Below are 18527 nucleotides of genomic sequence, written 5' to 3'. Positions count from 1 at the left end.
GACCCTGTAGGAGCGAGCTGCACCCAATACCTGTGGGAGCTGGCTTGCCAGCGATGCGGGGCCGGCTTTTAGAAGATGTATTTGCTGGTCAGCATCAGGCTGCGCGGCTCGCCGTAGTAGGTGGTGCTGAAGTTGCCCAGGCCCGACAGGTATTTCTTGTCGAACAGGTTGTTGGCGTTGAGGTTGAAGCTCAGGTGCTCGTTGTACTCGTAGCGGGTCATCAGGTTGACCAGCGCGTAACTGTGCTGCTCGATGATGTCGTAGTCACCCTTGGCATCGTTGTAGATCTTGCCGTAGAACGGGCTCTGCCAGTTGACACCACCGCCCACGATAACTTTGTTCAACACCCCCGGCAGGCGGTAGGTGGTAAATACCCGCGCCACGTTTTCAGGCTTGGTGGTTTCCAGCGGGTAGCCGTACAGACGACCGCCATCTGCGGTTTTGGTCTGGGCGTAGGTGTAACCGGCCATCAGGTTCCAGTCCGGCATCAGTTCACCGGCCAGCTCGAATTCGATGCCTTTGGTGGTCGCTCCGTCGACGGACTCATAGTAGGTCTGGTTGGCAGCGTCGATGCCTGCATAGACGGCCAGGTTTTTCTGCTCGGTGCGGAACACCGCGGCACTGGCATTCAGGCGGCCGTCGAAGTATTCACCCTTCAAACCGATTTCATAACTGTTGCCTTCGGTGGGCGCCAGGGTTGTGCCGGACTTGCTGCGCTCGGTGACCGGTTTGTAAATCGAGGTGTAGCTGGCGTACGCCGAGTAGGTGTCGTTCAGGTCATACACCACGCCAGCGTAGGGCGTGACTTTGCCGTGCTGTTTGGAGGTGGTCTTGTTGTCGCTGAAGGTGGGGGTTTGCACGTAGTACGTGCGCGTGTCGTTGTACTGGAAGTCGCTCACGCGGCTGCCGAGAATCAGCGACAGGTCGTCGGTCGGCCTGAAGCGCGCAGCGAGGTAAGCACTGTTCTGGTTTTCGTTGGTCTGGTATTTGCCGTTTTTCGGGAAGTAGGGTTTCGGGTAATCACCCTTCCAGTCAAAGATGCTGCCGGGGACCTTGCCGAATTCACTGGCATCAAAGGTTGCCCCGGTTTGGCGGGAGGTCTGCGAAGTAACACCGACCACCAGTTCATGTTCGCGGCCAAACAGGCTGAAGGGGCCGCTGGCATTGAGGTCGAAGGTGTTTTGCACCCGGTGACCTTCCCACTTGCCCCAGTAGAAGAACATGCCGTCGCCGGTGACCGGGTCCGGCATGCCGCCACCGGCCGATCCCAGTTGGGTGTCGTGGTCGTTGGTTTGCTGGGTCAGGCTGCCTTTGACTTTCCATTCATTGGCAAAGCGGTGTTCCAGGGAGGCGAAGGTGGTCTGCGCGACTACATCGCGACGGCTCCAGTCGGTGGCCGGGTTGAACGAGCGACTGAAGTCGGTCTTGCTGTAGTTGGAGAAGTAGTAGGGGTTGCCGGTCCAGGACGAGCCGCGGGGCTTGATGTTCTGATAGTCCATGCCGAAGGTCAGCAGGGTATCGGGAGTGATATCGGCTTCGAGGATGCCGTAGAACACATCATTCTTTTTCGAGTAGTGATCCAGATACGAATCGGCATCCTGATACACCCCGACCAGGCGCCCGCGCACGCTGGCGTCTTCATTCAACGGGCCGGAGATATCGCCTTCGGTTCGGTAGTTGTCCCAGGAGCCTGCGCTGGCAGTCACCGACGCCTTGAATTCGCGGGTCGGTTTTTTGCGGATCAGGTTGACCGTAGCCGAGGGTTCGCCGGAGCCGGACAGCAGGCCGGTGGCGCCTTTGACGATATCAACCCGGTCATACAGGGCCATGTCGACCTTGGTCGCGCCCTCATCGAACACCCCGTCATAGCGGGCGTTCACGCCGTCGTACTGGAAGTTGGTGATGGCGTAGCCGCGGGCCGAATATTCCATGCGGTCGCTGTCGTAGGCCTGGGTCGAAATGCCCGGCGCGTTACGCAGCACATCGCCGATGCTCTGGACCGCCTGATCGTCCATGAGCTGGCGGGTAATTACGGTCACGGTCTGCGGGGTTTCGCGGATCGACAACGGCAGTTTGGTCGAGCTGTTGCTGGCGGCAGTGGTGTAGGACCCCGTGTCCTCTGTGGTCAGCAACGCCCCCTGGCCCTGGCCGGAAATGGTGGTGGCCCCCAACTCCAGGCCCTGGCCTTGGGCGACATTGAGAATCAGCGTGTCGCCATTGAGCTGGTATGAAATGCCGCTACCCTGCAGCAGGGCTTCCAGAGCCTTGATCGGCTCCAGTGAGCCCGAGACGGAGTGCGAACTGATCCCCTGTACCTGATCCGGGCTGTAGAGCACTTGCAGACTGGTCTGCTTGCCGAACTCGTTCAGGGCGCTGGCCAGCGGTTGTGCCGGGATATTCAACACGACCGGCGCGGCCAGAGCCATGGGTGTGCCCAGCAGTGCCGAGGCCAGCAGTGCGCTGCTTAACAGGGTACGGTTCAAATTGGATCGTTGCATTGCGTGCCGAGGCTCCGGGAGGGGAATGATTGATGCGAATAGTTATAAGACGCAGCACGCGGGTTAAACCGGAAACAAGCGACTGAATTGGCTGGATTTGATTTTGCAGAGCAATCCCCAAACCCTGTAGGAGCGAGCTAGCCTCGCGAGCTTTTCAAGATTCCCGCATTCGCTCGGCAATCAATCAGGGCTCGATATAAAGCTCGCGAGGCTAGCTCGCTCCTACAGGGGTATGTGGGGGCAGCTACTGTGGCAGCTGGCTTGCCAGCGATGCGGGCCCGGGTTTGTGTCGGAGCCATCGCGAGGCACGCTCGCTCCTGCAGGGGTATGTGGGGACAGCTACTGTGGGAGCTGGCTTGCCAGCGATGCGGGCCCCTGATTTGTGTCGGAGCCATCGCGAGGCAAGCTCGTTCCTGCTGGGTTATGTGGGGACAGCTACTGTGGGAGCTGGCTTGCCAGCGCTGCGGGCCCCGGGTTTGTGTCGGAGCCATCGCGAGGCAAGCTCGCTTATACAGGGGTATGTGGGGACAGCTACTGTGGGAGCTGGCTTGCCAGCGATGCGGGCTCCGGGTTTGTATCGGAGCCATCGCGAGGCACGCTCGCTCCTGCTGGGGTATGGGGGGGCAGCTTCTGTGGGAGCTGGCTTGCCAGGGATGCGGGCCCGGATTTGTGTCGGAGCCATCGCGAGGCAAGCTCGCTCCTGCAGGGTTACGTGGGGACTGCTTCTGTGGGAGCTGGCTTGCCAGCGATGCGGGCCTCGGGTTTGTGTCGGAGCCATCGCGAGGCAAGCTCGCTCCTGCAGGGTCATGTGGGGACAGCTACTGTGGGAGCTGGCTTGCCAGCGATGCGGGCCCGGGTTTGTATCGGAGCCATACAGGGATATGGGTGGCAGGGTCGTTCTATGTATGGAACGCTGAGTGCTATTTATGCTGTCTAGTCTTATGGGTGATACGAATCTATCCTTGTTGCCATGATTTACAGGAGGTGCAACATGAAAAACATTCTGGGTGTCTATACGGCTCCACGTGCGCATTGGGTCGGTGATGGCTTTCCGGTTCGTACGTTATTTTCCTACGACAGCATGGGTGAACACGTCAGCCCGTTCTTGTTACTTGATTACGCCGGGCCTGCGGAATTCACGCCCACTACCGAGCGTCGTGGTGTAGGCCAGCATCCCCATCGTGGGTTTGAGACGGTGACCATCGTCTACAAAGGTGAAGTCGAGCATCGGGACTCCACCGGCAATGGCGGGGTTATCGGCCCCGGTGATGTGCAATGGATGACCGCTGCGTCAGGGATCCTGCATGAAGAGTTCCATTCCGAGGCGTTTGCCCGCAGTGGCGGCACCCTGGAAATGGTGCAGCTGTGGGTCAACCTGCCGGCCAAAGACAAGATGGCCGAGGCTGGCTATCAGGGTATCGTCGACCGGGACATTCCTGAACTGGCGCTCAAGGACGGTGCCGGCCGGCTGCGCTTGATCGCCGGCGAGTTCGACGGCCAGCGCGGCCCGGCCCGTACCTTCACCCCGATCGACGTGTGGGATATCCGCTTGAACGCGGGCAAGTCGACCACCCTCGATCTGCATCAGGGCCGCAACACCATGTTGGTGGTGCTGCACGGTGCGGTCGAGGTCAATGGCCAGGAAGTGGTGCGCGAAGGACAAATGGCGCTGTTTGCCCGCGACGGGTCTCAGGTTCGTCTTGAGGCCAATAACGATGCGGTGCTGTTGATCTTGAGCGGTGAGCCCATCGACGAACCGATTGTGGGGCACGGTCCGTTTGTGATGAACACCGAAGCTGAAATCCATCAGGCCTTCATCGACTTCCAGTCGGGGAAATTTGGCCGGATGCCGGTGTAACAAGCCAGCCGTAGTCGCTGGCGCAGGCTGCGACAAGGGCCGCAGGACCTTCGCTGTTACCAGCAGGTCTTACGCAGTCCATCGCAGCCTTCGGCAGCGACTACGGTCATTTACGGGTTCAGACTCGCTCGAAAATAACCGCTATGCCCTGACCGCCACCGATACACATGGTGGCCAGCGCATAGCGGCCTTTTATCCGGTGCAGTTCGTGGATGGCCTTGGTGGCGATAATCGCGCCGGTGGCACCCACTGGATGGCCCAAAGCGATACCGGAGCCATTGGGGTTGACCCGGGCCGGGTCCATTTCCAGTTCTTGCATCACCGCACAGGCCTGGGCCGCAAAGGCGATATTGGCTTCAATCACGTCCATGTCGCCGATCTTCAAGCCTGCGCGCTTGAGCGCCAGACGAGTCGCCGGAATGGGGCCCAGCCCCATCAGTTCAGGTTCTACCCCGGCGTGGGCATAGGCCACCAGGCGTGCGACAGGCGCGAGGTTGTCAGCCTTGACCGCGGCACCACTGGCCAACACCAGCGCAGCGGCGCCGTCGTTGAGCCCCGAGGCGTTACCGGCCGTCACGCTGCCGTCTTTTTTGAACGCCGGCTTCATTTGCCCAAGCTGTTCCAGGGTGGTAGCCCGCGGGTGTTCGTCAACGTCGAACAAGACGCTGCCTTTGCGGCTTTTAACCTCGACGGCAGCGATCTGGCTGTCGAAATAACCCTGGGCGATGGCGTGGGCGGCACGCTGCTGGTCTGTCAGCGCCAGGGCGTCCTGTACCTCGCGACTGATATGGTTGCGCTGCGCAATATTCTCGGCAGTGATCCCCATGTGAATACCGTGGAACGGGTCGTGGAGAATGCCCAGCATGTAATCCTGCACCTGGGCATCGCCCATACGCGCGCCCCAGCGGGCGGATGGCAGCAAGTACGGGCCGCGGCTCATGGACTCGGCCCCGGCGCCGATGGCGAAATCAGCATCGCCGAGCATCAGGGTATGGGCGGCAGAAATGATCGCCTGCAGGCCCGAGCCGCAGAGGCGATTAACGTTGTACGCGGGGGTTTGCTTGGGGATGCCGGCGTTGATTGCAGCCACTCGTGCCAGATAGGCGTCCTGGGGGGCGGTTGGAATCACGTTGCCCATCACCACGTGGCCGATGCGTTGCGGGTCGACCTGGCTAGCGATAAGGGCGGCCTTGACTGCGGTGGTGGCCAGGTCGCACAGGGCAACGTCCTTGAGTGCACCGCCAAAGGTGCCGATGGCGGTGCGCCGGGCGCCCAGGATGAAAATCTCGGAGGTTTGCATGGTAGGTCCTTATTATTTTTCTGACTCGTAACAGGCTGGATTATTTCATGGGGCCAGGGGGCACAGAGTAGTCCGTTTGCAGGGTAAATCCGCTCTTCATGGGATGTGGGCCATGGGATGCAGGAGCGAAGGTGCCCGATAGCCCTTCGTGCCGGGTTGGAACAGCTCGCGAGCAAGCTCGCTCCTACAGGGGGTTTCAGGTGGGGTCAGTGTTGCAGCAGTTTGCGGAACTGGGCCAGAGGCACCGGCCGGCTGTGCAGGTAGCCCTGGTACAGATGGCAACCAATACTCTGCAGAAACTGGAGCTGGGCCGCTTGTTCGACGCCTTCGGCCACCACCTTGATTTTCAGGCTGCGGGCCATGGCAACAATGGCGCGGATGATTTCCGCATCGTTGGGGGCGTTAATGGCGTCGCGCACAAACGACTGGTCGATTTTCAGGGTGTCCACAGGCAGGCGTTTGAGATGGGTCAGCGAGGAGTAGCCCGTGCCGAAGTCGTCCATCGCAAAGCTCACTCCCAACGCGATGAGCGCCTGCATTTTGGCGATGGTGTCTTCCAGATTCTGAATCACGATGCCTTCGGTGACTTCCAGCTTGAGCATCGAGCAGGGCAGGTCATGGTGCAACAGGCTGCGCTTGACCTGTTCCACGAAGTCGCTTTGGCGAAACTGCCGGGGGCTGATGTTGACGCACAGGCTGAATGCCTGGGGGTCGATAAGGCCTTCGCGCAACAATTTGCCGAACGAACGGCAGGCTTCATCGAGAATCCAGGCGCCCACTTCCAGAATCAGGCCGCTGTCTTCGAGGATCTTGATGAAATCGGCCGGGGATTGTGCCCCCAGTTGCGGGTGCTGCCAGCGCAGCAGTGCTTCAGCGCCGACGATGCGGTTTTCCCGGGCGTCGACCTGGGGCTGAAAGTGCAGGCTGAACTCGTTGCGTGCCAACGCTGTGCGCAGGGCGCTTTCCATGTTCATGCGTTCGCTGGCCGCAGCCTGCATGGAAAAATCGAATAGCTGGCTGGTATTACGCCCGCAATCCTTGGCCCGATACAGGGCAATGTCGGCCCGTTTCAGCAGGTCTGTCGCGGTGATCCCGTGGTCGGGCAGCAAGGCAATGCCGATGCTGGGGGTTACTTGCAGGCGCTGGCCATCGAGAAACATGGGTTCGGCCAGCAGCTCGCGCAAGGTGTCGGCAGTACGCAGAACATTAAGCGTGACTGCTTGCAGCGAACCCTTGAGACCGGTCAGCAGTACTACAAACTCGTCACCGCCCAGGCGTGCCACGGTGTCTTCGCTGCGGACACTGGCTTCGAGCCGGGCGGTGATGATTTTCAGCACCGAGTCGCCCACCGGATGCCCGAGCGAGTCGTTGATGTGTTTGAAGTGATCCAGATCCAGAAACAACAGCGCCCCGCGCAGATCATGGTGTTCAAGCAGCTCGGTCTGATGGTTCAGGCGCTCCAGCAGCAACGAGCGGTTCGCCAGGTTGGTCAGCGGGTCGTGGTAGGCCAGGTGGCTGGCCTGGGCCTGGGCCGCTTTGAGCTGGCTGATGTCGCGGGCAGTAAGCAACAGGCAGGGGGTGTCATTAAGGGTGATCGGTTCGATGGATATCTCAAGGTTGAGCAGGGCGCCACGTCTGGAGCGCCCGAGTATTTCCCGGTTGCGGATACGGCCCTTTTCCTTGATCTCGTCGAGTAATGCCTGACGCTGTGAGCTATGCCCCCAGATCCCCAGTTCGTAAGGGCTGCGGCCAATCACCTCGGCGCTGCTGTATCCGGTCAGCCGGCTGAAGCCGTCATTCACTTCCAGATAGTTGCCAGTGGCAAGTTCGCTGATGGTGATGGCATCGGGGCTGGAGTGGAATGCCTTGGCAAATTTGTCTTCGGAGGCACTCAGGCGTTGTTCGCGCTCCACTTGCTCGGTGATGTCGAGCAAGGTCCCGGCCATGCGCAGGGGCAGACCTTCAGCGTCGCGATAGAGCCGGGCACGACTTTCTATATAGCGTGAAGTGTCGTTCTCGCCGGGCACCCGATAGGTCAGTTGATAACTCCCGGCGGGGCCTTCGCGCAGTGTGCGATAGGTGTCGCGCATATTGTCACGCTCGGCTTCGGGCACACCGTCGAAGAACGCTTCGAATGACTCGTTGAACGGTTCGGCCGGCAGGCCGTGCAGTTGGGCGGCACGGGCCGAGCCGTAGAGTCTGTCGCTGGGGATATGCCAGTCCCAGGTACCCAGTTGTGCCGAGTCCAGCGCCAGGTCCAGGCGCTCCTGACTGTCGATCAAGGCTTGCTCGACTTCTTTGCTTTTGCGGGTGTCCAGGAAGGTACTGACCAGATAGGCCTCGCCCTCCAGTTCGACTTTTTGTGCGCTGAGGATGCCGTCGTGCAGTTGTCCATCACGGCCCTGCAGGCAGACTTCCATACTCACCGAGGCATTTTTGCTGCGTATGTTCTTGATGAATTGTTTGCGCTGCCGGGGATCTGGCCAGATCCCCAGTTCGATGGTCGTACGCCCGATTGCCTGGTTTAACGGCCAGCCCAGCAGGCTCTCGAACCAATGGTTGGCCTCACTGATCAACCCGTCTTCGATGCGCACCAGCAGCACCATGTGGGGCGATAAATGAAAGAGTGTGGCGAAGCGCTGTTCTGAGTTGTTGAGCGCTTGCTGGCGTGTGCGCCGATGGCTTGCATTGTTGATGAGCCCCGTTTCAATGTCCCAGTACCAGGGCTGCGCTGACCCGTTGTTTTGCCTGCCGTGTTCCAGCGATATCGGGTCAACCTCAGTCAAACCGTCTAGGGGGAGGCTGGTATATCTCTGGTATGGCATTGACTGCGATCCTTGGATCTCGATCCATTGAGACGGTTTTGCTTCTGAACCGCTGGAGCGATCTCAGGGTTGCTCACTGTGACCCCTGTCGACCTGGGCATCCAGTAGTTTCATGAAGGCATGTGCGGCATTGGACAGGGTTCTTTCGGTGTGCACGATGTAGCCTAGCTGGCGCGTCAGTTGAATGCCGGGCAACTCGATCGATGCCACTTGCTCATCGAGCATGGTGCGCGGCAGGACGCTCCACGCCAGGCCGATGGAGACCATCATCTTGATGGTTTCCAGGTAGTTGGTGCTCATGGCGATATTGGGCGTCAGGCCCTGGGCTTCAAACAGGCGCTGGACAATATGGTGGGTGAAGGTATTACCGCCCGGAAACACTGCCGGATGGTGGGCAATGTCGGCCAGACTGACCTTCGAACGGCGGGTGAGGGTGTGTTCTGGGGCGACTACGAAGTCCAGCGGATCATCCCACACCGGCACGGCGCGAATCAGCGAATGGGGCTCCGGGGCCAGGGTGATGACCGCCAGTTCGGCGCGGCCGTGGAGAATTTCTTCGTAGGCCACTTCTGAATCCAGGAACTGAATATCCAGCGCGACCTTCGGGTAGGTGCGGGTGAACTCGCGCAGCAGGGGCGGCAGGCGGTGCAGGCCAATATGATGGCTGGTGGCCAGAGTCAGGCGGCCACTGACCTCACCGTTGAGGTTGTTCAGCGCCCGGCGGGTGTCGTCCAGGACGTTGAGGATCTGGTAGGCCCGCGGCAGCAAGGCCCGCCCGGCCTCGGTCAGGCTGACTTCGCGGCCTAGCCGGTCGAACAGCCTGAGCTTGAGTTGCTGCTCGATACTGGCGATGCGTTTGCTGATCGCCGGCTGGGTCAGGAACAGGCGTTCGGCAGCCCCGGAGAAGCTCCCGGTTTCAGCAATAGCGATAAAAGCATTGAGATTCGCGAGATCCATCTATTCGAATTCCTGTTGGTTATCCAAAGCATGAAAATTATGAATTTGAGTTATTAACTGTAACGCCATAGGATCGACCTCACAAGCCAAGTGGTTATTGGCACAGAAAAGTAGCTGATGAGGAAACCGTCTGATGGCCGGCAAAACGCTCTACGACAAGCTCTGGGATTCGCATTTGGTCAAGCAGCGCGACGATGGCTCGGCGCTGATCTACATCGATCGTCACATCATTCATGAAGTGACGTCGCCGCAGGCCTTTGAAGGTCTGCGTCTGGCCGGGCGCAAGCCTTGGCGCATCGATGCCAACATCGCGACCCCGGACCATAACGTACCGACCACGCCGGAGCGCAAGGGCGGGATTGAGGCCATTACCGACCAGGTTTCCCGTTTGCAGGTGCAAACCCTCGACGACAATTGCGACGAGTACGGCATCACCGAATTCAAAATGAACGACATCCGCCAGGGCATCGTTCACGTGATCGGCCCCGAGCAGGGCGCGACCTTGCCGGGCATGACCGTGGTTTGCGGTGATTCGCACACCTCGACCCATGGTGCATTTGGCGCATTGGCCCACGGTATCGGCACTTCCGAGGTGGAGCACGTGCTCGCCACCCAGTGTCTGGTGGCCAAGAAAATGAAAAACATGCTGGTCTCGGTTGAAGGTCAATTGCCGTTCGGCGTGACCGCCAAGGACATCGTGCTGGCAGTGATCGGGAAAATCGGTACCGCAGGCGGCAATGGTCATGCCATTGAGTTTGCCGGCAGTGCGATTCGCGATTTGTCGGTTGAAGGGCGCATGACCATTTGCAACATGTCCATCGAAGCCGGTGCCCGCGTGGGTCTGGTTGCAGCGGACGAAAAGACCGTGGCCTATGTCAAGGGTCGCCCGTTTGCACCGAAGGGCGCCGAGTGGGATCTGGCCGTGGAGGCCTGGAAGGATCTGGTTTCCGATGCCGACGCGCATTTCGACAGCGTGATCAAGTTCGATGCGGCGCAGATCAAGCCGCAAGTCAGCTGGGGTACCTCCCCTGAAATGGTTCTGGCGGTGGATCAGAACGTTCCCGATCCGGCGCAGGAAGCTGACCTGGTCAAGCGTGGTTCGATCGAACGTGCCTTGAAGTACATGGGCCTGAACGCCAATCAGGCGATCACCGATATCCAGCTGGATCGCGTGTTCATTGGTTCGTGCACCAACTCGCGGATCGAAGACTTGCGCGCTGCGGCAGTGGTCGCCAAGGGCCGCAAAGTGGCCTCCACCATCAAGCAGGCGATCGTGGTGCCGGGCTCGGGTCTGGTTAAAGCCCAGGCCGAGTCCGAAGGTCTGGACAAGATTTTCCTGGAGGCCGGTTTTGAATGGCGTGAACCGGGCTGTTCGATGTGCCTGGCCATGAACCCGGACCGCCTGGAGTCGGGCGAGCACTGCGCTTCGACCTCCAACCGTAACTTTGAAGGCCGTCAGGGCGCCGGTGGTCGTACTCACCTGGTGAGCCCGGCGATGGCCGCCGCCGCCGCTGTAAACGGTCGTTTCATCGACGTCCGCGAATTGGTTTAAGGAGCTGCGCATGAAAGCTTTTACTCAGCACACCGGGCTTGTCGCTCCCTTGGATCGGGCCAACGTGGATACCGACCAGATCATTCCCAAGCAGTTTCTGAAATCCATCAAGCGCACCGGCTTTGGTCCGAACCTGTTTGACGAGTGGCGCTACCTGGATGTCGGGCAACCGTACCAGGACAACTCCCGGCGCCCGTTGAACAAGGACTTTGTGCTCAACGCCGAGCGTTATCAGGGTGCCAGCGTGTTGCTGGCCCGTGAAAACTTCGGCTGCGGCTCCAGCCGTGAGCACGCGCCCTGGGCGCTGGAAGAATACGGCTTTCGCAGCATCATCGCGCCGAGCTATGCCGATATCTTCTTCAATAACAGCTTCAAAAATGGTCTGTTGCCGATCATTTTGAGCGACGCCGAGGTCGATGAACTGTTTGCCCAGGTCGAGGCCGAGCCGGGTTATCAGCTCAGTATCGACCTTGAGGCGCAAACCGTGACGCGTCCGGATGGCAAGGTGCTGAAATTCGAGATCGATGCCTTCCGCAAGCATTGCCTGCTTAACGGCCTGGACGATATCGGCCTGACCTTGCAGGACGATGTGGCCATCGCCGCCTTTGAAAGCAAGCACCGTGCGAGCCAGCCCTGGTTGTTTCGCGACGCTTGAATCAGCTCGCTCCTACAGCAATCGCGTAATGCCGGCCCTGATCGCTGCTGCAGCGATCAGGGCAGCCCATCAAACAAGGGACTTCAACATGAGCAGCAGCGCCCGTCACAGTCAGGTTGTACAAAAGCAGTTCGGTGAACAGGCCTCGGCCTATCTGAGCAGTGCCGTGCATGCGCAAGGCACCGAGTTCGGCCTGCTACAGGCCGAGCTGTTCGGCAAGCAGGATGCCCGGGTACTGGATCTGGGCTGCGGTGCCGGTCATGTCAGCTTTCATGTGGCGGCGCTGGTTAACCAGGTGGTGGCCTACGACCTGTCGCAGCAAATGCTCGATGTCGTCAGCGCCGCCGCCCAGGATCGCGGGCTGGACAATATCAGCACCCAGCGCGGTGCGGCGGAGCGTCTGCCGTTTGCCGATGGCGAGTTTGATTACGTGCTCAGCCGTTATTCCGCTCACCACTGGAGCGACCTGGGCCAGGCTTTGCGCGAAGTGCGGCGGGTGCTCAAACCCGGTGGCGTGGCGGCTTTTATCGACGTGATGTCGCCCGGTAGCCCGCTGTTCGATACTTATCTGCAAAGTGTCGAGGTGCTGCGCGATACCAGTCATGTGCGTGATTATTCTGCAGGCGAGTGGCTACGCCAGGTCAGTGAGGCCGGTTTGCATACCCGCAGCACACAGCGTCAGCGTTTGCGTTTAGAGTTCGGCTCCTGGATTGAGCGCATGCGTACACCGGTGAGCATGAGCGTGGCCATTCGCGAGTTGCAGCAATCCATGGGCACTGAAGTGCGCGATTATTTTGAAATCGAACCTGATGGTTCGTTTAGTACCGACGTATTGGTTCTTTGGTGTGAAAAATAAAAGCACCAGACAATAAAAATTATGGATACCCCTCAGGGGGGATCAACTGACAGGTAGCGAGAGACCCATGAGCAAGCAGATTCTGATTCTTCCAGGTGACGGTATTGGTCCGGAAATCATGGCCCAGGCAGTAAAAGTACTGGAGCTGGCCAATGACAAGTTCCAGCTCGACTTCGAACTGACCCATGACGTGCTCGGCGGCGCAGCCATCGACAAGCACGGCGTACCCCTGGCGGATGAGACCCTGGAGCGCGCCCGTGCCGCCGACGCGGTGTTGCTGGGTGCCGTGGGTGGCCCTAAATGGGACAAGATCGAGCGTGATATCCGTCCTGAGCGCGGCCTGCTGAAAATCCGTGCGCAACTGGGTCTGTTCGGCAACCTGCGTCCGGCCATTCTTTACCCGCAACTGGCAGATGCCTCGAGCCTCAAGCCGGAAATCGTTGCCGGGCTGGATATTCTGATCGTTCGTGAATTGACCGGCGGCATTTACTTCGGCGCCCCCCGTGGCACCCGTGAGCTGGAAAACGGCGAGCGTCAGGCTTATGACACGCTGCCCTACAGCGAAAGCGAAATTCGCCGTATCGCCCGGGTCGGCTTCGACATGGCTCGTGTGCGCGGTAAAAAGCTGTGCTCGGTGGACAAGGCCAACGTGCTGGCTTCCAGCCAGTTGTGGCGCGAAGTGGTCGAGGAAGTGGCCAAGGACTACCCGGACGTCGAGCTGAGCCACATGTACGTCGACAACGCCGCGATGCAGCTGGTGCGTGCGCCCAAGCAGTTCGATGTGATCGTAACCGACAACCTGTTCGGCGATATCCTGTCGGACGAAGCGTCGATGCTGACCGGTTCCATCGGCATGCTGCCGTCGGCCTCCCTGGATGCCAACAACAAGGGCATGTACGAGCCATGCCACGGTTCGGCGCCGGACATCGCGGGGCAGGGCATTGCCAACCCGCTGGCAACCATTTTGTCGGTCTCGATGATGCTGCGTTACAGCTTCAATCAGACCGCCGCTGCCGATGCCATTGAACAGGCCGTGAGCCTGGTTCTGGACCAGGGCTTGCGTACCGGCGACATCTGGTCGGCGGGTTGCACCAGGGTCGGAACGCAGGAAATGGGCGATGCAGTAGTCGCGGCGCTACAGAATCTGTAATCTCTCTGGCCCGTTACTTCCTGTTGGTGGAAGTAACGACCCCACTTTTTGTTAAAGGTGTCGTTGTGATGAAGCGTGTAGGTCTGGTCGGTTGGCGCGGTATGGTTGGTTCTGTGCTCATGCAGCGGATGCTGGAAGAGCAGGATTTCGATCTTATTGAGCCGGTGTTTTTTACTACTTCCAATGTCGGTGGACAGGGTCCGTCTGTGGGCAAGGATATCGCCCCGCTCAAGGATGCTTACAACATTGAAGAGTTGAAAACCCTCGATGTAATCCTGACCTGCCAGGGCGGCGACTACACCACTGAGGTGTTCCCCAAGCTGCGTGAGGCAGGCTGGCAAGGTTACTGGATCGATGCAGCGTCGAGCCTGCGGATGCAGGATGACGCAGTGATCGTTCTGGACCCGGTCAACCGCCGGGTGATTGACCAGCAGCTGGATGCGGGCACCAAGAACTACATCGGCGGCAACTGCACTGTCAGCCTGATGCTGATGGGCCTGGGCGGCCTGTTTGAGGCCGGTCTGGTGGAGTGGATGAGCGCCATGACTTATCAGGCGGCATCCGGTGCCGGCGCGCAGAACATGCGCGAGCTGATCAAGCAAATGGGTTCGACCCACGCTGCTGTGGCCGATCAACTGGCCGATCCGGCCAGCGCCATCCTCGATATCGACCGTCGTGTCGCTGAAGCGATGCGCAGCGACGCGTACCCGACCGAGAACTTCGGCGTGCCATTGGCCGGTAGCTTGATCCCGTGGATCGACAAAGAGCTGCCAAACGGTCAAAGCCGCGAAGAGTGGAAGGCCCAGGCCGAAACCAACAAGATCCTGGGTCGCTTCAAGAACCCGGTTCCGGTGGATGGTATCTGCGTGCGTATCGGTGCAATGCGCTGTCACAGCCAGGCTTTGACCATCAAGCTGAACAAGGATGTGCCAATTGCCGACATCGAAGGTCTGATCAGCCAGCACAACCCTTGGGTCAAGCTGGTGCCCAATCATCGTGAAGACAGCATCCAGGAACTGAGCCCTACCCGGGTAACCGGTACCCTGAATGTGCCGGTTGGCCGTCTGCGCAAGCTGAACATGGGTTCGCAGTTCCTCGGTGCGTTCACCGTGGGCGACCAGTTGTTGTGGGGTGCGGCCGAGCCGTTGCGCCGCATGCTGCGGATTCTGCTGGAGCGTTAATCCGCCCTGGTTGCAGCCAGGCCCGCCTCTCGCAAGAGAGGCGGGCTTTTTAATGAGTGGCGCTTTTTACTGCCGCGCTGGCGGGCACTGTCCGTTGCCTGCAAAGGTTGCGCCCGGTACAGTGCCGCTCCCCACGTTTCGCCTGAGGTAGATGCATGAACCAGTCCTTTGATATCGCCGTCGTTGGCGCCACCGGCACTGTCGGCGAAACCATTGTGCAAATTCTCGAAGAGCGCAATTTTCCGGTCGCTGATTTGCATTTGCTGGCCAGCAGCGAGTCAGCCGGGCATTCGGTGCCTTTTCGGGGCAAAAACGTCCGAGTGCGTGAAGTCGATGAGTTTGACTTCAGCAAAGTGCAGCTGGTGTTTTTCGCTGCCGGCCCCGCCGTAACCCTGAGCTTTGCCGCCAAGGCCCGCGCTGGCGGGTGCGCGATTATTGATTTGTCGGGCGCATTGCCCGCGGCCCAGGCTCCGCAAGTGGTGCCCGAGGCCAATGCCCAAGTATTGGCCGGGTTGCCAAAGCCGCTGCAAATCAGCAGCCCGAGCCCGTCGGCAACCGCTCTTGCCGTAGTGTTGGCGCCCCTGCGCGGCTTGCTGGATATTCAGCGGGTCAACGTGACGGCATGTCTGGCAGTTTCTGCCCAAGGCCGTGAAGCGGTTTCCGAGCTGGCGCGTCAGACCACCGCACTACTGAATCTGCATCCGCTGGAGACCAGTTTTTTTGATCGCCAGATGGCGTTTAACCTCTTGGCGCAAGTGGGCAAGCCTGATGCACAAGGCCATGTACCACTGGAAAAACGCCTGGTAACGGAATTGCGTGAAGTGTTGGCTATGCCCGCGCTGAAAGTTTCGGTGACCTGCATTCAAGCTCCGGTATTTTTTGGCGATAGCTTCAGTGTTGCCGTGCAACTTGCCGGGCCGGTGGATCTGGATGCGGTGAATGCGGCGCTTGAAGCCGCTGAAGGTATCGAGCTGGTAGAGGCGGGCGACTATCCTACGGCGGTGGGCGATGCGGTAGGACAAGACGTGGTTTATGTCGGCCGGGTGCGCCATGCTGTAGACGACACTTCTGAACTTAATTTCTGGATGACGTCAGATAACGTAAGAAAAGGCGCCGCTTTGAATGCCGTGCAACTGGCTGAGTTGTTGATTAAAGATATTCTGTAAAAGATACTTGGCGTCAATTTCCAGCAGGGTTCCAGAAGCTATACAGGCCTCGGGGGACGAGGCCTGTACCAATAAGGAAGAGGCTATGCTTCAGGTTCGCAAATTAGTGTTAGCAATCGCCGCCGCTTCGGCGCTGTCATCCGGTATGGCGCAGGCGCTCGGGCTCGGAGAGCTGACCCTGAAGTCGACTCAGAACCAGCCTCTGCTGGCTGAAATCGAGTTGTTGGACGTCAAGGATCTGACCGCTGCTGAAGTGGTGCCGAGCCTGGCACCGCCTGACGAATTCACAAAGGCCGGGGTGCCGCGTCCGGCATTCCTGGATGATCTGCGTTTCACGCCGGTAATCAATGCCAACGGCAAAAGCGTGCTGCGCGTCACTTCCAGCCAGCCTTTGTCCGAGCCCTTCGTAAAGTTTCTGGTGCAGGTGATGTGGCCAAGCGGCCGCTTGCTGCGGGACTACAGCGTATTGCTGGACCCGGCCAAGTTCTCTCCTCAAACCGCTGCGGCTGCCTCTGGCGCGCCTGCAAATGCAGGTCAATACACCACCACGTCCCGTGACACCCTGTGGGAAATCGCGGCCAAGGCGCGCAATGGCGGCTCGGTCCAGCAGACCATGCTGGCGATTCAGGCGCTCAACCCTGATGCCTTTATCAACGGCAACATCAATCGGCTCAAGACCGGTCAGGTATTGCGCATGCCGGATGCCGCGCAAAGTGTCCAGCTGTCCCAAGGCAAGGCCATCAATGAAGTCGCTTCCCAGAATGCCGACTGGCGTAATGGGCGTCGTACCACGCCATTGGCCCAGCAGCTGGATGCGACCGGTCGGCAGCCGGTTGCGGCTACCAGTCCTGCCAAGGCTGGCGGTAGTGACAGCCTGAGCCTGGTTGCGGCGAGCGCTGCCGATGGCAAGGGTGCAGTTGGCGATGCCAAAAATATCAGCGACAAGCTGGCGACGACTCAGGAAGGTCTGGATTCGGCCCGGCGTGAAAATGCCGAGCTGCAAAGCCGGATGCAGGATTTGCAAAGCCAGCTGGACAAGCTGCAACGCTTGATCGAGTTGAAAAACAATCAATTGGCCAAGCTGCAGGCTGACAGTTCGGCGCCAGTCGATCCGGCAGCGGCGATAGCGGTCCCGCTGCCGGGGCAGGCTGTGGACGCTCCGGAAGCTGACATCGCGCCGGCAGATGAAGGTGCGCCGGCGACGGCGGTGCCGCCAGCTCCGGCGCAGGACGATAGTGCCACTCCGCGTGCAGAGCGCAGCATCCAGGACTTGTTGCACAGCCCTTGGCTGCTGGGTCTGGTCGGTGGCGCGGCGGTCTTGTTGTTGCTGCTTGCGCTGCTGCTGGTGCGTCGCCGTAAAGCCCTGCAGGCGGCGCAAAGGCATGCGCGGATGGCCCGTGAGCTTGAGGAAGAGGCCGAGTTCCCATCTGATCTGGACATGCCGCAAAGCAGCTTCGAAGGGCTTGAAGTTCCACCGCCGAGCGTCAAGCTCGAGGCGGCACCAGCTGCGGCAGCACTGGTGGTACCTCCGGTTGCGCCAGTGGTGGTTGCCCAGGCGCTGGTCAGCCCGCAGGCCGATGCATTGGTCCAGGCTGAACAGTTGATTGAGCAGCGTCAGCTCAAAGAGGCCGAGCAACTGCTGGCAGGTGCAATCGAGCAAGAGCCGCAACGCAGTGATCTGCGACTCAAGTTGATGCAGGTCTATGGTGAACTGGGCGAGCGTGATGCCTTTGTTGCCCAGGAGCGGCAGCTGATTGCCAACGGCAAGAATCATTCTGAGGTTGAACAGCTCAAGCATCGCTATCCGGCCATGGCACTGGCAGCCGGTATCGCCACGGCTGCGGTTGCTGCGCAATTACAGGCGCAGTTTGTCACAGAGATGATGCGCGATGATCGCGAAGTGGAGCCTGAGCCACAGGCCAGGCCGGCCGTTGACGAGTTCGATCAGGACTTTGATCTGAGTCTGGATGACCTTGAAGCGGCGTCGCCTGCCGAGTTGCCGCCCGAGAAAAAATCCGGTGACGAGCAGAGCTTTGAAGACGTGCTCAAGCAGCAGGCTGAGACGTCGGGTAGCGACATGTCCGACTTCGATCTGGACCTGCCGCCTGATTTCGATTTGTCCCTGGCTGACGAACCGGTTGCGCCGGCCGCTGAGCCGGACAGCTTTGCGCTTGAGCTGGACAAGGTCAATGCGGAGTTGCAGCGCTTGTCCGAAAGCCTTGAACAGCCATCGATAGTCCCGTCCTTTGCCGACGAACCCGAGTTTGACTTCTTGTCGGGCGCCGATGAAACGGCGACCAAGCTTGATCTGGCCCAGGCGTATATCGATATGGGGGATGACGAGGGCGCGCGGGATATCCTGACCGAAGTTGTCGAGGAGGGTAACCCGGAGCAGCAGGCTGAAGCCCTGGAGCTGTTGTCGCGCTTGCCTTGATCTGCTGTCACCTGTGGGGGCCGGCTTGCCGGCCCTTGATCTGTGAACCCGATGCTGATTTATCCTCGCCATGATTTGTTTCGTGGCGTCTTTGC

12 protein-coding genes are annotated in these 18527 nt (G+C 59.8%); 8 read left to right on the top strand and 4 right to left on the bottom strand.

The window, feature by feature from the left end; translation table 11 throughout:
- Window positions 1-68 precede the first annotated feature (68 nt).
- The gene (locus tag FEZ21_RS16385) at window positions 69-2498 is read right to left on the bottom strand and encodes a TonB-dependent siderophore receptor (protein WP_160627845.1); all 2430 of its coding nucleotides are present in this window, start codon (window positions 2496-2498) and stop codon (window positions 69-71) included.
- 991 nt (window positions 2499-3489) lie between these two features.
- Here FEZ21_RS16385 and FEZ21_RS16380 point away from each other — a divergent pair.
- The gene (locus FEZ21_RS16380; RefSeq protein ID WP_003446176.1) at window positions 3490-4356 is read left to right on the top strand and encodes a pirin family protein; all 867 of its coding nucleotides are present in this window, start codon (window positions 3490-3492) and stop codon (window positions 4354-4356) included.
- A 118-nt stretch (window positions 4357-4474) separates the two neighbouring features.
- On the opposite strand, the gene FEZ21_RS16375 is transcribed toward FEZ21_RS16380, so the two are convergent.
- From FEZ21_RS16375 to FEZ21_RS16365, 3 genes are all read right to left on the bottom strand, one after another.
- Window positions 4475-5656 carry an acetyl-CoA C-acyltransferase family protein gene (locus FEZ21_RS16375; protein ID WP_010656920.1) on the bottom strand — a complete coding sequence of 394 codons (1182 nt, stop codon included), beginning with the start codon at window positions 5654-5656 and terminating at the stop codon, window positions 4475-4477.
- 206 nt (window positions 5657-5862) lie between these two features.
- Entirely contained in the window at window positions 5863-8481 is a 2619-nt protein-coding gene (locus tag FEZ21_RS16370) for a bifunctional diguanylate cyclase/phosphodiesterase (RefSeq protein WP_003446173.1), read from the bottom strand.
- 63 nt (window positions 8482-8544) lie between these two features.
- Entirely contained in the window at window positions 8545-9438 is an 894-nt protein-coding gene (locus FEZ21_RS16365; RefSeq protein WP_003446171.1) for a LysR family transcriptional regulator, read from the bottom strand.
- Between the two features lie 133 nt (window positions 9439-9571).
- Between FEZ21_RS16365 and leuC the strand changes: the two genes are divergently transcribed.
- The 7 genes from leuC (at window position 9572) to FEZ21_RS16330 (ending at window position 18432) form a co-directional block, all read left to right on the top strand.
- Window positions 9572-10990 (top strand): 3-isopropylmalate dehydratase large subunit, encoded by a 1419-nt coding sequence (gene leuC / locus FEZ21_RS16360; protein ID WP_003446169.1) that lies wholly within the window; start codon window positions 9572-9574, stop codon window positions 10988-10990.
- A gap of 10 nt (window positions 10991-11000) precedes the next feature.
- On the top strand, window positions 11001-11645 hold the full coding sequence (gene leuD / locus FEZ21_RS16355) for a 3-isopropylmalate dehydratase small subunit (RefSeq protein WP_003446167.1): 645 nt from the start codon (window positions 11001-11003) through the stop codon (window positions 11643-11645).
- Window positions 11646-11733: 88 nt separating this feature from the next.
- Window positions 11734-12501 carry a class I SAM-dependent methyltransferase gene (locus FEZ21_RS16350; protein ID WP_160627843.1) on the top strand — a complete coding sequence of 256 codons (768 nt, stop codon included), beginning with the start codon at window positions 11734-11736 and terminating at the stop codon, window positions 12499-12501.
- 67 nt (window positions 12502-12568) lie between these two features.
- The gene (leuB, locus tag FEZ21_RS16345; RefSeq protein WP_003446163.1) at window positions 12569-13651 is read left to right on the top strand and encodes a 3-isopropylmalate dehydrogenase; all 1083 of its coding nucleotides are present in this window, start codon (window positions 12569-12571) and stop codon (window positions 13649-13651) included.
- Between the two features lie 68 nt (window positions 13652-13719).
- A complete protein-coding gene (gene asd / locus FEZ21_RS16340; RefSeq protein ID WP_003446161.1) occupies window positions 13720-14832 on the top strand; it encodes an aspartate-semialdehyde dehydrogenase in 1113 nt (370 codons plus the stop codon).
- Between the two features lie 155 nt (window positions 14833-14987).
- On the top strand, window positions 14988-15998 hold the full coding sequence (locus FEZ21_RS16335) for an aspartate-semialdehyde dehydrogenase (protein WP_127196445.1): 1011 nt from the start codon (window positions 14988-14990) through the stop codon (window positions 15996-15998).
- Window positions 15999-16083: 85 nt separating this feature from the next.
- Complete coding sequence (locus tag FEZ21_RS16330; protein WP_160627841.1) at window positions 16084-18432, top strand: FimV family protein; 2349 nt, start codon at window positions 16084-16086, stop codon at window positions 18430-18432.
- The last annotated feature ends 95 nt before the right edge of the window (window positions 18433-18527 follow it).

Source organism: Pseudomonas sp. 9.1(2019) (assembly GCF_009910445.1).
GTDB classification, from domain to species: domain Bacteria; phylum Pseudomonadota; class Gammaproteobacteria; order Pseudomonadales; family Pseudomonadaceae; genus Aquipseudomonas; species Aquipseudomonas paraversuta.
The sequence above is the reverse complement of the archived record's forward strand: the minus strand, read 5'-3'. Positions and strand labels throughout refer to the sequence as shown.

Excerpts from the sequence above, each read along its gene's own strand:
- FEZ21_RS16385 (WP_160627845.1), bottom strand. The coding sequence starts at position 2,498 with ATGCAACGATCCAATTTGAACCGTACCCTGTTAAGCAGCGCACTGCTG.
- FEZ21_RS16380 (WP_003446176.1), top strand. The coding sequence starts at position 3,490 with ATGAAAAACATTCTGGGTGTCTATACGGCTCCACGTGCGCATTGGGTC.
- FEZ21_RS16375 (WP_010656920.1), bottom strand. The coding sequence starts at position 5,656 with ATGCAAACCTCCGAGATTTTCATCCTGGGCGCCCGGCGCACCGCCATC.
- FEZ21_RS16370 (WP_003446173.1), bottom strand. The coding sequence starts at position 8,481 with ATGCCATACCAGAGATATACCAGCCTCCCCCTAGACGGTTTGACTGAG.
- FEZ21_RS16365 (WP_003446171.1), bottom strand. The coding sequence starts at position 9,438 with ATGGATCTCGCGAATCTCAATGCTTTTATCGCTATTGCTGAAACCGGG.
- leuC (WP_003446169.1), top strand. The coding sequence starts at position 9,572 with ATGGCCGGCAAAACGCTCTACGACAAGCTCTGGGATTCGCATTTGGTC.
- leuD (WP_003446167.1), top strand. The coding sequence starts at position 11,001 with ATGAAAGCTTTTACTCAGCACACCGGGCTTGTCGCTCCCTTGGATCGG.
- FEZ21_RS16350 (WP_160627843.1), top strand. The coding sequence starts at position 11,734 with ATGAGCAGCAGCGCCCGTCACAGTCAGGTTGTACAAAAGCAGTTCGGT.
- leuB (WP_003446163.1), top strand. The coding sequence starts at position 12,569 with ATGAGCAAGCAGATTCTGATTCTTCCAGGTGACGGTATTGGTCCGGAA.
- asd (WP_003446161.1), top strand. The coding sequence starts at position 13,720 with ATGAAGCGTGTAGGTCTGGTCGGTTGGCGCGGTATGGTTGGTTCTGTG.
- FEZ21_RS16335 (WP_127196445.1), top strand. The coding sequence starts at position 14,988 with ATGAACCAGTCCTTTGATATCGCCGTCGTTGGCGCCACCGGCACTGTC.
- FEZ21_RS16330 (WP_160627841.1), top strand. The coding sequence starts at position 16,084 with ATGCTTCAGGTTCGCAAATTAGTGTTAGCAATCGCCGCCGCTTCGGCG.